Source organism: Pseudomonas sp. ASL3, assembly GCF_056680425.1.
In genome coordinates this window covers 3,624,119-3,639,181 of record NZ_CM155281.1, presented here as the reverse complement: position 1 = coordinate 3,639,181, position 15,063 = coordinate 3,624,119, and the positions used below count along the sequence as shown (strand labels likewise).

16 protein-coding genes are annotated in these 15,063 nt (G+C 59.5%); 12 read left to right on the top strand and 4 right to left on the bottom strand.

Annotation, left to right across the window (positions count from 1 at the left end):
• Positions 1 to 108 precede the first annotated feature (108 nt).
• The 12 genes from AC1MEE_RS16835 to flhB all read left to right on the top strand — a co-directional run bounded on the left by AC1MEE_RS16835 (position 109) and on the right by flhB (position 9,780).
• Positions 109 to 414 carry an STAS domain-containing protein gene (locus AC1MEE_RS16835; protein WP_480410737.1) on the top strand — a complete coding sequence of 102 codons (306 nt, stop codon included), beginning with the start codon at positions 109 to 111 and terminating at the stop codon, positions 412 to 414.
• Between the two features lie 12 nt (positions 415 to 426).
• Complete coding sequence (locus AC1MEE_RS16830; RefSeq protein WP_480410736.1) at positions 427 to 2,124, top strand: SpoIIE family protein phosphatase; 1,698 nt, start codon at positions 427 to 429, stop codon at positions 2,122 to 2,124.
• Between the two features lie 81 nt (positions 2,125 to 2,205).
• The gene (locus AC1MEE_RS16825; protein ID WP_480416251.1) at positions 2,206 to 2,514 is read left to right on the top strand and encodes an Hpt domain-containing protein; all 309 of its coding nucleotides are present in this window, start codon (positions 2,206 to 2,208) and stop codon (positions 2,512 to 2,514) included.
• Between the two features lie 71 nt (positions 2,515 to 2,585).
• Entirely contained in the window at positions 2,586 to 4,007 is a 1,422-nt protein-coding gene (locus AC1MEE_RS16820; protein ID WP_480410735.1) for a flagellar hook-length control protein FliK, read from the top strand.
• A 332-nt stretch (positions 4,008 to 4,339) separates the two neighbouring features.
• On the top strand, positions 4,340 to 4,837 hold the full coding sequence (gene fliL / locus AC1MEE_RS16815) for a flagellar basal body-associated protein FliL (RefSeq protein ID WP_480410734.1): 498 nt from the start codon (positions 4,340 to 4,342) through the stop codon (positions 4,835 to 4,837).
• A gap of 9 nt (positions 4,838 to 4,846) precedes the next feature.
• Positions 4,847 to 5,815, top strand: a complete 969-nt coding sequence (fliM, locus tag AC1MEE_RS16810; RefSeq protein WP_480410733.1) for a flagellar motor switch protein FliM — start codon at positions 4,847 to 4,849, stop codon at positions 5,813 to 5,815.
• 63 nt (positions 5,816 to 5,878) lie between these two features.
• Entirely contained in the window at positions 5,879 to 6,346 is a 468-nt protein-coding gene (fliN, locus tag AC1MEE_RS16805; RefSeq protein ID WP_480410732.1) for a flagellar motor switch protein FliN, read from the top strand.
• Positions 6,347 to 6,805 (top strand): flagellar biosynthetic protein FliO, encoded by a 459-nt coding sequence (fliO, locus tag AC1MEE_RS16800; RefSeq protein WP_480410731.1) that lies wholly within the window; start codon positions 6,347 to 6,349, stop codon positions 6,803 to 6,805.
• Entirely contained in the window at positions 6,805 to 7,563 is a 759-nt protein-coding gene (gene fliP / locus AC1MEE_RS16795) for a flagellar type III secretion system pore protein FliP (protein ID WP_480410730.1), read from the top strand. The genes fliO and fliP overlap by 1 nt, the downstream gene beginning before the upstream one ends.
• A 19-nt stretch (positions 7,564 to 7,582) precedes the next feature.
• Positions 7,583 to 7,852 (top strand): flagellar biosynthesis protein FliQ, encoded by a 270-nt coding sequence (gene fliQ / locus AC1MEE_RS16790; RefSeq protein WP_480410729.1) that lies wholly within the window; start codon positions 7,583 to 7,585, stop codon positions 7,850 to 7,852.
• Between the two features lie 4 nt (positions 7,853 to 7,856).
• The gene (gene fliR, locus AC1MEE_RS16785; protein ID WP_480410728.1) at positions 7,857 to 8,642 is read left to right on the top strand and encodes a flagellar biosynthetic protein FliR; all 786 of its coding nucleotides are present in this window, start codon (positions 7,857 to 7,859) and stop codon (positions 8,640 to 8,642) included.
• 1 nt (position 8,643) lies between these two features.
• The gene (flhB, locus tag AC1MEE_RS16780) at positions 8,644 to 9,780 is read left to right on the top strand and encodes a flagellar biosynthesis protein FlhB (protein ID WP_480410727.1); all 1,137 of its coding nucleotides are present in this window, start codon (positions 8,644 to 8,646) and stop codon (positions 9,778 to 9,780) included.
• Positions 9,781 to 10,426: 646 nt separating this feature from the next.
• Here the strand turns inward: flhB and AC1MEE_RS16775 are convergent.
• Genes AC1MEE_RS16775 through AC1MEE_RS16760 form a run of 4 tightly spaced genes read right to left on the bottom strand, consistent with a single transcriptional unit; the run spans position 10,427 to position 14,917 of the window.
• Complete coding sequence (locus AC1MEE_RS16775; RefSeq protein WP_480410726.1) at positions 10,427 to 11,437, bottom strand: DUF6708 domain-containing protein; 1,011 nt, start codon at positions 11,435 to 11,437, stop codon at positions 10,427 to 10,429.
• On the bottom strand, positions 11,437 to 11,955 hold the full coding sequence (locus AC1MEE_RS16770; RefSeq protein WP_480410725.1) for a hypothetical protein: 519 nt from the start codon (positions 11,953 to 11,955) through the stop codon (positions 11,437 to 11,439). The genes AC1MEE_RS16775 and AC1MEE_RS16770 overlap by 1 nt, the downstream gene beginning before the upstream one ends.
• Positions 11,934 to 14,009, bottom strand: coding sequence for a T6SS effector BTH_I2691 family protein (locus AC1MEE_RS16765; protein WP_480410724.1), 2,076 nt, complete (start codon positions 14,007 to 14,009; stop codon positions 11,934 to 11,936). The genes AC1MEE_RS16770 and AC1MEE_RS16765 overlap by 22 nt, the downstream gene beginning before the upstream one ends.
• A 5-nt stretch (positions 14,010 to 14,014) precedes the next feature.
• Entirely contained in the window at positions 14,015 to 14,917 is a 903-nt protein-coding gene (locus tag AC1MEE_RS16760) for a DUF4123 domain-containing protein (protein WP_480410723.1), read from the bottom strand.
• Positions 14,918 to 15,063 lie beyond the last annotated feature (146 nt).

Sequence of the window (15,063 nt, the reverse complement as noted above, 5' to 3'; positions counted from 1 at the left end):
GTGGAATGGCGTTCGGTAATGTCCGACCAAAGCCGGGTTTGCTGCTGAGCCCGTAGAGTGCTAAACCTTGTTGCATTGTGCTTGTGGCTAACCCAAGGAACTTCAAACATGACCGTAAATGCCGAGCTCTCCCATGACGGGCAAGAACTGACCATCTTCATCAAGGGGCGCTTTGATTTCGCGGCACATCAAGATTTTCGCGATGCCTATGAGAGCGCTGACGGCACTCCCCAACGCTTCGTCGTCGATCTCAAAGGCACGAGTTATCTGGACAGCTCCGCGCTAGGTATGTTGCTGTTGCTGCGCGATCATGCTGGCGGTGAAAATGCGAAGATCCGACTGATCAACTGCAATACCGACGTCCACACCATCCTGACCATCTCCAATTTCTCGAAACTGTTCCGGATCGGCTGACCGGTGCCGGCCATGCCTGAAAGCCTGTGTGTGCTTATTGCCGACGATAACGCCAGCGATCGCCTGTTGCTCACCACTATCGTCCGACGTCAGGGCCATACAGTGCTCAGTGCCAGTAATGGTCTGGAGGCGGTGGCTCTCTTCGAAAAAGAGCGTCCGCAACTGGTGCTGATGGACGCCCTGATGCCGGTCATGGACGGTTTTGAAGCGGCGCGCCGGATCAAGCAGATAGCTGGCGAAGCGCTGGTGCCCATCATTTTCCTGACCTCGCTGAGCGAAAACGAAGCGCTGGTTCGTTGTCTGGACGCCGGTGGCGACGACTTTATCGCCAAGCCGTACAACCAGGTGATCCTGGCGGCAAAGATCAAGGCCATGGATCGCTTGCGGCGGTTGCAGGAAACCGTCTTGCAGCAACGTGATCAGATCGCGCAGCACCACGGCTACCTGCTCAACGAGCAGCGGGTGGCTAAAGCAGTGTTCGATCAGGTTGCCCATTCCGGTTGCCTGAGCGCGCCGAACATCCGTTACCTGCAATCGCCCTACGCTTTGTTCAACGGTGATCTGTTGTTGGCGGCTTACACGCCTGCCGGCAACATGCATATTCTGTTGGGCGATTTTACCGGTCACGGCTTGCCGGCTGCAGTGGGCGCCATGCCCCTGGCTGAGGTGTTCTATGGCATGACCGCCAAGGGCTACGCTCTGGCCGAAATCCTGCGGGAAATGAACGCCAAGCTCAAACGCATTTTGCCGGTGGACATGTTCTGCTGTGCGACGCTGATGTGTGTCAATTTCAATGTGCGGCAAGTGGAAGTGTGGAACGGTGGCTTGCCTGACGGCTATCTGCATCATGTCGCTACGGGTGAGCGTACGCCGCTGGTGTCGCGGCATTTGCCGTTGGGTGTACTGGACCCGAGCCGTTTCGATGACAAGACCGAAGTGCATCCCCTGGCCTTGGGTGACCGGATCTTCCTGCTGTCGGACGGTGTGCTCGACACTAGTGACAATGAGGATCAGTTGTTCGGCGTCGCGCGATTGCACGCTGTATTTGCTGCCAATCGTCAGCCCGACGCGCTGATCGATGAGATCCAGCGCGCCTTGAACGACTTCCGCGGTCAGGCCCGGGATGATGTGAGCATGGTCGAGGTCAGTCTGGTCGAACCGTCCCTGCTGGGCTCGCCGACGGTGACTTACTCGGACAGTGGCGAATCCAGCCCGCTGGACTGGTCGGTGAGTTTCGAGTTCCGCGCCGCAACGCTAAAGCGCTTCAATCCACTGCCGTATCTGTTGCAACTGCTGTTGGAAGTTCATGGTTTGCGCAGTCAGGGCGGGGCGCTCTACAGCGTGCTCGCCGAGTTGTATAGCAACGCCCTGGAGCATGGTGTTCTGGGTCTCGACTCACGGCTCAAGCGCGATGCTCTGGGTTTTGCCCAGTATTACCGGGAGCGCAGTGCTCGCCTGGCAGGCCTTGAAGACGGTTATGTGCGCCTGCATTTGCAGATTGTGCCGCGCGGCAAGGGCGGTCATTTGACGATACGCGTCGAAGACAGTGGTGCCGGGTTTGACGTCGACCGTGCTCTGGCGCTGCCGACGGCGGCCAATGAACTATCGGGTCGCGGCCTCAGTCTGATACGCGAATTGAGCCAGCATTGCCATTGGTCGCAGGGCGGGCGTACAGCGTGCGTGGAATTTTCCTGGGGGGCTCTGGCATAATCCCGAGATTCTTGATCAAGGAGCGAACAAGTGTCAGTGATTCATCTGGACTACGGCGTGTTGAGTGCCCTGCGGGAAGTAATGGAGGATGAATATCCCACCTTGCTCGATACGTTCCTGAAAGACTCTGAGCAACGTTTGGCGCAACTGCACCATGCGCTCGCTACGCAGGTCCTCGACCTGCAAGAGTTAGGCATGGCTGCTCACAGCTTCAAGGGCAGCAGTGGCAACATGGGAGCCATTCGTCTGGCTGATCTGTGTCGGCAGCTCGAAGAGCGCGCTCAGCGCAATGAGTTCGCTGGTATTGATGAGTTGCTCTGGAAGATTGACGTTGAGTTCGCAACGGTCCACCGTTTATTCAGCGCCGAACGTCAGCGTTTCAACGGATAGGGCTCAGGCATGCAGAAGCTGGCCCGTCCTTTGCTACAGGTCTTTGTAATTGTGCCCGTACGGAGACTGACATGCCCCTTGCCCCCACCCCTCTTCTTCAGGCTACTTCCGTAGCCAAGACCCAGTCAGCGGTCGCCAGCAATCCGGCGAAACCTGCGGAGACCGGCAAGGACAACGCTCCCAGCTTCGCTCGTGTGTATTCCAGACAGGCTGAATCCAAGCCTGCGGTGAGCCATGACAAGCGCGCAAAAACGGTTAACGACAAATCCGTGGCCGTCAGTGGCAAGCCTGCTGCGGACAACAAAGCTGCCGCCTCCAAGCCAGCGGTTGCCGATAGCGGCAAATCCTTGCCTGCCGACACGGTCAGCAAAAAAAGTGATGATGCCGATGGTAATGCTGCCGATGATGCTGCAACGGACGGCAAGGCGACCGATCCGACAGTCAGCGCCGCTGCGCCTGTCGATCCGACCCTCGACCCGGCGGCGTTGCAGGCATTGGCTCCGCAGCAGACTCCCGAACCTCCGGCACCTGTCGCTGCTGCTCCTGTGCCGCCCGTCGATGTACCGGTGGCCGTGGCTGCCGCAGTGGCCCCGCAACAACCGGTGGCCCCTGCGACTGACACGGCTTTCGATCCTGCGTCTGACCCGCTGGCAGGCTTGTCCGCGGTGCAGGTGGCACTGGAGCAAAACGCCAAGGGCTCAGCGCCTGGCTCTGCGTCACAGGCATCGTCACAGACGTCGGCATCCGCATCGGGTGACTCGAAAGCGTCAACGGCTCAGTCTGATGTCGATCCCTTGCTGACGGTCGTCAATAACCTGACAGTGCCTGTCGATCAGCCGCCGACTGACAATGCAAGCGCCGGTGGTGGCGACAAAGCCTTCAAGGGCCTTATCGAAGAGGGTTTGAAGGACACCAAAAGCGTGGCCGCCGATACCCGAATCGATGATTTCGCCAATCGCCTCGCGGCAATGAGCGAGGCGGTACAGCCCAAAGCGGCAGCAGTCACGACGGCCTCGCCGTTGACCCAGCCACTGGCCATGCACCAGAGCGGATGGAGCGAAGGGGTGGTGGATCGGGTCATGTATTTATCCAGTCAGAACCTGAAATCGGCGGACATCCAGTTGGAGCCGGTCGAATTGGGTCGTCTGGATATTCGCGTCAACATGGCGGCTGATCAGCAGACACAGGTCACTTTCATGAGCGCCCATCCCGGTGTGCGTGAAGCGCTGGAAGGGCAGATGTCCAAGTTGCGCGACTCGTTCACTCAGCAGGGCCTGGGTCAGGTCGATGTCAGCGTGTCCGACCAGTCCCGAGGCTGGCAGGGGCAAGGGCAGAATCAGCAACAGGCTAATCAGGGTCAGCGAAGTGGCGGCGCGACGGGGGGTGGTTCAGGTCAGGTCGATGGCCTTGACGACGGGTCCATCCGTGAAGTGGCACAGGTCAGCCAGCCAATGACAGTCATCGGCTCCAGCCAGGTCGATTATTACGCCTGATAGTGAGCACTCCCTGTAGGAGCTGACTTGTCTGCGATCCAGTGCGAAGCGCTGGCAAAAATGGTGAATTCACCACCGCAGGAAGGTCCTTCGGCCCTTATCGCAGACAAGTCAGCTCCTACAGACCGAGTTTGCTGCGCGACAGCGTGGCGTCGAAGATTGGGGCGGGATCTCCTGTAGGGGATTCGTGTTTTGCCATGCGGCACAGAATTCCCCAGTTGATTGGCATTTGGCCTCACCCCTTCCTGAAAATTTTCTTACCTATCTGGCATAACACTTGCTCTGCCTCTGTCACTCATTGATGAACCCCCGAATAGTGACGGATTATTGGCATGGCGACGAGTGATGCAGTGAAAGACCCCGCCGGGAAAGGCAAACTCAAGCTCATTCTTTTGGTGGTTTTGGTGCTGTTGCTGGCGATCGGTCTGTCGGTCGGTGCCACCTGGTTCTTCTTGCACAAATCTCAAAACAAGCCTGAGGAAGCGGCTCAGACGACCAGCAACGTCAAGGCTCCAGCCATTTTCGAGCCGATGGCACCGGCGTTCGTTGTCAACTTCAACCAGAACGGTCGTCAGCGTTATATGCAGGTCAGCATTACTTTGCTGGCGCGTAACCAGGGTGATCTGGATGCATTGAAAGTCCATATGCCGGTTATTCGCAACAACCTGGTAATGCTCTTCTCCGGACAGACGTTCGACTCTCTGGCGACTCCGATCGGTCAAGAAATGCTGCGTCAGAAGGCTACCGCCAGCGTGCAGGAAGTCGCGCAGAAAGAGGTCGGTAAAGTGGTGGTCGAACAGTTGCTCTTCACTAATTTCGTATTGCAGTAGGACCACGACATGGCCGTGCAAGACCTGCTGTCCCAGGATGAGATCGATGCGCTGTTGCATGGCGTCGATGATGGTCTGGTCCAGACCGAAAGCGCTGCCGAACCCGGCAGTGTCAAAAGTTATGACCTGACCAGTCAGGATCGCATCGTCCGTGGACGGATGCCGACCCTGGAAATGATCAACGAACGTTTCGCCCGTTATACCCGCATCAGCATGTTCAACATGCTGCGCCGTTCCGCAGATGTGGCGGTGGGCGGTGTACAGGTCATGAAGTTCGGTGAGTACGTGCACTCGCTGTACGTACCGACCAGCCTCAATCTGGTCAAGATCAAGCCGTTGCGCGGCACTGCGTTGTTCATTCTGGACGCCAAGCTGGTGTTCAAGCTGGTGGACAACTTTTTCGGTGGCGACGGGCGACACGCCAAGATCGAAGGTCGTGAGTTCACGCCGACCGAATTGCGCGTCGTACGTATGGTGCTCGAGCAAGCGTTTATCGACTTGAAAGAAGCCTGGCAGGCGATCATGGAAGTGAACTTCGAGTACATCAACTCCGAAGTGAACCCGGCCATGGCCAACATCGTCGGCCCCAGCGAAGCGATTGTGGTCTCGACCTTCCATATCGAACTTGATGGCGGCGGCGGCGATCTGCACGTGACCATGCCTTACTCGATGATCGAGCCGGTGCGCGAAATGCTTGATGCCGGCTTCCAGTCCGACCTGGATGATCAGGACGAACGCTGGAGCAAGGCCCTGCGCGAAGACCTGCTGGACGTCTCCGTGCCACTGACTGCTGTCGTCGCCCGCCGTCAATTGCGTCTGCGCGACATCCTGCACATGCAGCCCGGTGATGTTATTCCCGTGGACTTGCCTGAAGAGCTGATCATGCGTGCCAATGGCGTGCCTTCGTTCAAGGTCAAGCTCGGCTCGCACAAGGGGCATCTGGCTCTGCAAGTCGTCGAACCGATCGAACGTCGCTGACCTCAACCGTCAGCTTGAAAAAAATTGCTGTGTTAACGAATCAATGCCCGCCGAGGACAACCGATGGCCAATGAAAACGAAATTACTTCTGCCGAAGATCAGGCATTGGCCGATGAATGGGCAGCGGCGCTGGGTGAATCCGGCGATGCCAGCCAGGACGACATCGATGCCTTGCTCGCAGCCGATACCGGTCATTCGTCAGCGTCCAATCGCTTGCCGATGGAAGAGTTCGGCAGCGTGCCGAAGAACAACTCGCCTGTAACCCTGGACGGTCCGAACCTGGACGTGATTCTGGATATTCCCGTATCAATCTCCATGGAAGTGGGCAGCACCGATATCAACATTCGTAACCTGTTGCAGCTCAACCAGGGCTCGGTGATCGAACTCGACCGATTGGCCGGTGAGCCACTGGACGTGTTGGTCAACGGCACTCTGATCGCTCACGGTGAAGTGGTGGTGGTCAACGAGAAGTTCGGCATCCGCCTGACCGACGTGATCAGCCCTAGCGAACGCATCAAGAAGTTGCGCTGAGTGAACAAGCTTCTCGGTGTGATCCTCACTTTGCCGCTAGCTGTGACGGCGTTGGGCGTGATGGCTGCGGAGCCTGCCGTACAGGCTGCCGCGCCGCCAGTCAGCAGTGCACTGGGCAGTGGGGTGGGTGGCCAACTGACGCAGTTGGTCCTCGGTCTGTTGCTGGTGATTGGCCTGATCTTCGCGTTGGCCTGGTTGTTGCGCCGGGTCCAGAGTGCAGGTCCGCGTAATGGTCAGCTCATCGAGTTGCTGGGTTCCCGCGCACTGGGTCCGCGTGATCGGCTGGTGCTGGTGCAGGTCGGCAATGAGCAGATTCTGCTCGGGATCACGCCGGGGCGGATCACGCCCTTGCATGTACTCAAAGAGCCGCTGCAGGTGCCGGCCACCGAGCAGGCTACGCCGGAGTTTGCCCAGCGCCTGATGGAGCTGTTGGGCAAGGACCATAAGGATAAGAAGTGATGGGCGCGTTGCGCATAGTGTTGACGCTGCTGCTGGTGCTGGCAGCGCCTGTGGCGTTCGCTGCCGATCCGCTGTCGATTCCGGCGATCACCTTGTCCAGCGGTGCCAACGGTCAGCAGGAGTATTCGGTCAGCCTGCAGATTCTGCTGATCATGACGGCGCTGAGTTTTATCCCGGCGTTCGTCATGCTGATGACCAGCTTTACCCGGATCATCATCGTCTTCTCGATTCTGCGTCAGGCCCTTGGCTTGCAGCAGACGCCTTCGAACCAGATTCTCACCGGCATGGCGCTGTTCCTGACCATGTTCATCATGGCGCCGGTGTTCGACCGGGTGAATCAGGATGCGTTGCAGCCTTACCTGAGTGAAAAACTCACCGCGCAGGACGCAGTGCTCAAGGCCGAAGTGCCGATCAAGGATTTCATGCTGGCGCAGACTCGCCAGAGCGATCTGGATCTGTTCATGCGCCTGTCCAAGCGCACCGATATCGCCGGCCCGGATCAGGCGCCATTGACCATTCTGGTCCCGGCGTTCGTGACCTCGGAGCTTAAAACCGCGTTTCAGATTGGCTTCATGATCTTCATCCCGTTCCTGATCATCGACCTAGTGGTGGCCAGTGTGCTGATGGCCATGGGTATGATGATGCTGTCGCCGCTGATTATTTCCCTGCCGTTCAAGATCATGCTGTTCGTGCTGGTGGATGGTTGGGCCTTGATCATCGGCACACTGGCCAGCAGTTTCGGTGGGGTATCACCATGATTGACGGAGCGCGCGCGCAATGACGCCAGAAGTTGCCGTTGACCTGTTTCGCGAAGCGTTATGGCTGACCACGATGATGGTCGCCGTGCTGGTGGTGCCGAGCCTGATCGTGGGGTTGCTGGTGGCCATGTTTCAGGCTGCGACCCAGATCAACGAACAGACCTTGGGCTTTCTGCCGCGCCTGCTGGTGATGTTGATCACCCTGATTGTCGCCGGGCCGTGGCTGGTTCGAGTGTTCATGGAGTACATCACGTCGCTGTACAGCAGCATTCCGCAGTTGATCGGTTAGCGTCATGCCCTCCGTGCTAGCCCTGACTGACGCGCAGATCGGGACCTGGGTAGCGAGTTTCATGCTGCCGCTGTTCCGGGTTGCGGCGGTGCTGATGACCATGCCGATCTTCGGCACGACGCTGGTGCCGGCGCGTGTGCGCCTGTATTTCTCGCTGGCGATCACGGTGGTGATTGCGCCCAGCCTGCCGCCGATGCCGGAAGTCCACGCGCTGGATCTGAGCGCACTGTTACTGATCGCCGAGCAAATTGTCATCGGTGCCATGCTCGGCTTATCCCTGCAATTGTTTTTTCAGTCCTTCGTCATCGCCGGGCAGATTATCTCGACGCAGATGGGTATGGGCTTCGCCTCGATGGTCGATCCCACCAATGGCGTCTCGGTGGCGGTGATCGGGCAGTTTTTCACCATGTTGGTGACCTTGCTGTTCCTGGGTATGAACGGCCATCTGGTGGTGTTCGAAGTGCTGGTGGAAAGCTTTACCACGCTACCGGTCGGCAGTGGCCTGAACCTGACGCACGTATGGGAGCTGGTCGGTCGTATGGGCTGGGTGCTAGGTGCTGGCTTGTTGCTGGTGTTACCGGCTATCACGGCGTTGCTGGTGGTCAACATTGCCTTTGGTGTCATGACCCGCGCGGCACCGCAGTTGAACATGTTTTCTATCGGCTTTCCGCTGACGCTGGTGCTGGGCATGGTCATTTTGTGGCTCACCATGGGCGATATTCTCAATCAGTACCAGCCGCTGGCCGTGCAGGCCTTGGAGCTGTTACGCGGTCTGGTAAAGGCGACCTGATATGGCCGAGAACGAGAATGGTCAGGACAAAACAGAAGACCCCACGGACAAACGGGTCAGGGACTCCCGGGAAAAGGGCGAGACGGCCCGCTCCAAAGAACTCAATACCCTGGTCGTGACGATGGCGGGCGCTGGCGGCTTGCTGATATTTGGCGGCCAGTTGGCGCAAATGATGCTCGACCTGATGCGCGTCAACTTCACGCTCTCGCGGGAAGTGATCATGGATGATCATTACATGGGCCTGTATTTCCTCAACGCAGGCAAGGCAGCGCTGATAGCGATTCAGCCGATGTTGATCACCATGGTATTGGCAGCCGTCATCGGTCCTATCTCGCTGGGGGGGTGGATATTCTCCGCCAGTAGCATGGCGCCCAAGTTCAGTCGGATGAACCCGACGGGGGGGCTCAAACGCATGTTTTCCACGCATGCGCTGGTTGAGCTGCTCAAGGCCCTGGCCAAGTTTTCCATCATTCTGCTGGTGGCGTTGGTGGTGCTGTCCAAGGACAAGGGGGCTCTGGTCGCCATCGCCCACGAACCGTTGGAGCTGGCTATCCTTCACAGCGTGCAGGTGGTGGGCTGGAGTGCGTGGTGGATGGCCTGCGGACTGATCATCATTGCTGCGGTGGATGTGCCGTTCCAGCTATGGGAAGCCCATAAAAAGCTGTTGATGACCAAGCAGGAAGTGCGTGACGAGCACAAGGACAACGACGGACGTCCCGAGGTCAAACAGCGGATTCGCCAGTTGCAGCGCGAGATGTCCCAGCGACGTATGTTGTCGTCGATTCCCAAAGCTGACGTGATCATCACCAACCCGACGCACTTCGCCGTCGCGCTCAAATACGATCCCGAGCAGGGTGGGGCGCCGATGTTGGTGGCCAAGGGGACTGACTTCCTGGCGCTGAAAATTCGCGAAATCGCCGCTGAACACAAAATTCTCCTGTTGGAGTCGCCAGCCTTGGCGCGTTCGATCTATTACTCCACCGAGCTGGATCAGGAAATTCCCGCCGGGCTGTACCTGGCAGTGGCTCAGGTGCTGGCGTACGTCTATCAGATCCGCCAGCACCGCGCAGGCAGGGGCAAGCGCCCGGATCCGCTGGGCGACCTGCCGATCCCGAACGACTTGCGGCGCGATTCGTAGAGGCTCGGTCTTACAGAGAACGCACGATCCCTGTAGGAAATGCCCCGTCTTCGACGCCGCGCTGTCGAGCAGCAAACACGGTGCTGGCTTCACCCCGAATCTGTGGGAGCAGGCTTGCCTGCGAAGAGGCCAGTCGTGCAAAAAGGGGCGTTTTGACTTGCGAAATATTGTGGCTGATCCAAGGCTTTCGCAGGCAAGCCTGCTCCCACAGTGGGTAATCGTTGACCCTGCGCCGTGCACAAACTCTGGGGGAGCGGGCTTGTCCGCGAAGGATGCGACGCGGTGTACCTGACGCACCGCCTTCGCGAACACGTTCGGCCCCGCTGATCAATAATTATCCCCCCGGGGACTCTGTTCATCCTGTTCGGCTTCGTCGTCTTTCAAGCCTTCACCGACTCCAGACTCGTAAAAACAACCGGCGTACTTATCGTGCTGCATGGCGTGGGAAGCCTGTGTCAGGTGAGGGGTTTGGGCTTTATCAGCATTTGAACTACGGGGCTTCGGTGATTTGGGTTACAGGGCTGGCATGAGTGCTTGGCATCGAAACAAGGTCTGAAAGGTACGAGCAAGCTTTCCTTTTCTATCCCAGGCCCACCGCCGAGAGGGGGATCACGGCGGCGGCAGGTTCGGGGTGTTCGCGCGCGCCTTAGCGCTGTTCTTCTTCAAGCCGACCCGCCTGCTCGATGGCACGGGGAAACCTCGGCTCGTAGCACAGCAGCAGAGAGATCCAGTGACCGGTGGCATGGATCAGGATCACTGGTAGCAACATCAGGTTGATCAGCACGAACACCCACAGGGCGGGGTTGTGTAGAAAGCTGCTGTCCAGCCGCCAGGCGGCCTTGAGCGAGTGCCAGGGCCAGGGGAATTTGCTGATCAGCCGGGCAGGCCGTGGCGCGGCTTCGGGACCTACTTCCATATAGCGCCGGATGTATTCCCAGAAGGCCAACAGTTCACTGGCGTTGCGGGTGGGTTTGCCGACGAAGATCAGCTCTACATCTTCGGTGGGACGACCTTGCAAGTCCGTCCCACCTGCCTTGTCCCAGCCAAGGATGACGAAACCGCCAGTACCGTCCAGCTCGCTCATGCCCTTGTCGATGACGATCTGGATCTTGTCCCAGTCCATGATCAAGGTGCCGCCGATATGCCGGGGACGCAGCAGGTAGACTTTTCGCGTGATGCGGTTGAAGCGGATGATCAGACGACGGGCGGTGAAGGCTTCCAGACGGAGGTGGGGGAAGACATGTTTGAAGTAAAGCCACAGCGATAGGGTTGAAACAGGAGGTACTACTAGAAAATAGAAGTAGGCATCCCATGGCAATGGATTGGTTTCGGTTCTGACCTCAATGAAAAACGTATTTATAAAATCAAAAACCATGAATAAAAACATGAAAGTAAGTAGCGCTCCTCCGCTACCCGCAATCAACGTGATCAGTCCGCGCTTTTCATCATTGGGTGTGCGCAAGTCAATGTAGGTTGCGTTGTGCCGATAGAGCGAGTGGTTGTCGCTCACCCTTGAAGACACCGATTCTTTTACGCTGCTTGGGTTGTCCAGAATCTCCTGACCCGGTTTGCGTTGTCGGTTGCGTGCCCGCTCCGCTCTTTCTTCGTAGCTGGATTGACCCTTGCCCCAGTGCATGCCCCATTCGAAGAGATACATCAGAAGGTCCCCTCGATGGCCTTGCGCAGGTTCTTCAGCTCTTGTTCTTCAGATTCGGGGGTACCGGTCTCCCGGTTTTTCCGAAAGGTGCTGTGCTCCAGATACTGTTGCAGCGCGTTGGGCAGCAATAACTCCAGGGCCACGGTCAGCACAAAAATCGACACGTTGATGCGGATGCACCAGCGCAACATAAAGGCCATGCGCAGGGACAATGCTGTGGATACGGAAAGTGCTGGTTCCAATAGTTTGATCAGGATGACATTGCTGGCGTGTTTCTTGATCAAGTATTCAAGGAAAGGACCAGCAACGGCCAAGCCGATGGCTGCGGAGAAATATGCCGATCCGACTTGGGCAGAAGCGCGGAGGGAATAGATCGCAGCAAGCGAGCGTTTATCGGTCTTGACCGCTTCGACCGCATCCTTAACATCCAACACCGCCCCCACCAGCGCCACCCCACCGGCCAGCACCCCCGCACTCAACCGCAACCCACTCCCCATCACCCGCCCGGCTTGTTGCACGGCCTGAGTCTTATTGCTCTCGGCCCGGCTGACCGCCACCGTACCCAGTTCCAGGACTGCCGCGATGACGGCGACCAGGGCGGCGCCGAGTTCGAGTTTTTCGCGCCCGCCTTGTCGGCTTTTTCGTACTTGACCTTGAGGTTCCACAGTTGCAGCAAGCCCAGGGTGGCGCCGAGGCGGAGTTCCAGCCGGTGAGCGTTGGCCCCCGGGCCGATCCCGACGGTGAAGCTCTTGGCGACAGACGCGTCGATCTTGGCTTTGACGCCGCGGCTCAGGGGGATGCCGCCACGAGACTCCAGATGAAACTGCTGGCCCATCTTGCCCAGGCGCGCCTTGAACAGCCACGCCAGCAGGTTGTTGATCGGTGCGTCGACCAGCGGGACCTTGTCGCTTTGCAGCAGGCGGCTGCCGAAGGTGTTGATCAGCATGGCCGCGCCGCTGAGGTGGAAGACCGTGGGCGGCGCGTCGAAGTGGGTCTCGGTGACCAGTGCATGGCTTTTGTCGAAGATGTCGGTCAGGCCCTGGGTCAGGCCCAGCAGGGCTTCGCGGCTGAGGGTGGGCAGCCGGTTGTGTTGGGCCAGCAACGCGTCGACCTCCTTCTGCGTTTCGCTTTGGTTCTGCGTCAGGCCTCGCCAGAACAGGTTGCTCAGGTCGACGTTGTCGGCCGCGCTCCAGGTGGCGAGCAGCGTGTCTCCGGCCTGGGTGGCGTTCATGCCGCTCACGGCGCCGCCGAGCTGCGCTTCGAACAGCAAGCCGTTGGCGCTGTCGCGGCGGTCGTAGTGGGCGAAGGCGTCGAGCAGGGCCGGGCTTTTGAGCCAGAGCAGGTGGTCGGCGGCGCGGGCGTCCTTGAGTGCATCGGCGTGGGCCACGACCGCCTGGTATTTGTCGAGGAAGGCCTGGCGTCGGGATTCGTCGAGGTATTTGCCGTATTTACCGTCCCAGCTGTGCTGGTGGGCCTGTTCGATGGCGAGTTGTTCCTGGCGTTGCTGGTCGGCGGGGTTGCGGTAGCTGCGATAGTTGCCGGCTGAGGCGCTGACCATATGGGCATTGTGGGCCGCATATTCGGGATCGGTGTAGCGCACGCCGACGCTGTTGTTGTGGGCGATGTAGTGCTGCTGTGTCTGCTCGGCCAGGGTGGTCTTGAGGTTGTCGATGGCGAAGGCGATGGTGTGTTTGCGCTGGTTGTCGACCCCTTCGCTGTCTATTTGCTGCATGAAATCGACGAGCACGGTGGCGCTTTGGTTGCGCCAGGCATTGAGTTCCTGGGTGATGCCAATCGGATCGTCGAGCACCACGGCAAAACCCTGCGCGTGGCTCTGGCTGAGGGCCAGACGGCGGGTGCTGCCGGCCAGTGCGTCGTAACCCCTGGGCGCCGCAAAGAGCTGCTCGGCGAGTACCGCGTCCAGTTCGGGGTCGGTCCGGGCGATGGCTTCGGCGATGACGCTGTCGAACCGCTCGGGGTCAATGACGTGTTCGCTGTGGGTGCAGGCTTGCAGCAGTCGGCGGATGTCCAGGCGTCGCAGGGTGTTGCGCAGCCGGCTGTCGCTGCGGATTTTCTCCAGCATGCGCGGGGTCAGCTGGTCGGGGGTGAACAGCAGACGGGCTTCGCTGACGTCTTCGGGGTCGGTGATCTCGATCACCCGCTCGCCGAAGCCGAGGCGTGCGCGGTAACTCGCGGCGAAGTCCGGGTCCAGCGGCGGCGCGAGCGGTTTGCACAGACCGCTGTCATAGGTGCGGTAGGCCCCTTCGCAGCGCCACTCATCCTCCAAGCGTTGCGTCCACAGGTACAGATAGCCTTCGCGCAAGGTGCGCACGGCGTAGCGCGCGTCGCTCAGGGGCAGGTGGGCGTCTTGCAGGCGCAGGCCGAGGTTGTCGGACCAGTCCGGCGCCAACTGACTCGCGGCCTCCGGGTTGGTGCTGCCGATCACGCCGTAGCGCAACGGCAGGATGGCGACAGCGCGCTTGCAGGTGACGCAGGCGCCTGTGCCCTCGTTGTTGCGGATCTGGTTGGCGATGCGATCGTACAGCTCGAAGGGGTTGGATGAGGTCGTCATGGGGTTCAACTCCGGGTGGGCGTGTGGGGCTGAGGGGCGCCGAGATAGAGCCGGGTCAGTCGCCCCCGACCTGAGGCGGCTTGTTGCACGGCGGCCTGCCATCGCCGGTCATTGGCCAGGCGAGCCAGCGAATGTTGCAGGCCCAGCAACACGTAGGCGGACAGGTCGTGATGATCGGTCAGACCGCTGGCACGCGCGGTCTTGAGCAGTGCCTCGACCTGAGCCAGGCGTACGCCATGGCAGTCGTTGTTGAACAAGGAGGGGGTTTGCTGGCTCAGGCTCTGCACCAGTTGCTGGGGCAAGGGATCATTGCCCAGCGCTCGTTCAAGGGGTTCGTGCAGGATCAGCGGCGGGGCCGTACGGGGCGGGCGGTCAAGCGCAAGGCCGGGCAGACGGTGCCATTGTTCCTGCGCGGTCGTGGCCCTGGGGCACCACCAGGAAACCACCGGCGCGAAGAACCACTGACGCCATGCCTCTGCGGCCTGACGATGGAGGATCGGCATCACCCGAGGGTCGTAGTAACGCAACAGGTAGCGCTCACCCGCGAGGCCGGTGGCAAAAGTGGCCTGGGCGAAATGCTGTGCTAACGCGGCGGGGGGCAAGGTACTGGTGATCCAGGCGCTGATGATCGAGCTGTCGTAAGAGTGGAAGCGGCTGAGCAGCGAGTCATGCCCCCTGAAATCTGCCGTGAGGGCCGCCAGCAGCATGGCCCCCAGGGGTTGCAGGACGGCAAAGGCCGGGTCTAGCAACAGCGGATGCAACCGGTCACTGAATTGGCTCGTCAGCTCGGTACGGGTCTGCGCAGGCAGGGCGGCCATGTCGATCAGGGCCATCAAGTGGCGTGGCGCGTGGCCACGGGGTGGGTGCAGGTCTTCGGACAGGGTCTGGACCATTGAGCTGGAGATCATGGGTTCACCTAAGTGAAAGGGAGCCCCTACCGTATGCAAATATCAAATCGCCGGTAAATCAGATGAATCTCTGAGTTGTGTCGGATTATTCTCTGCGTCCCTCCAGTCGATAGTGAGCGCCGCCGAATTCGCTTCCTGTCTTCGGC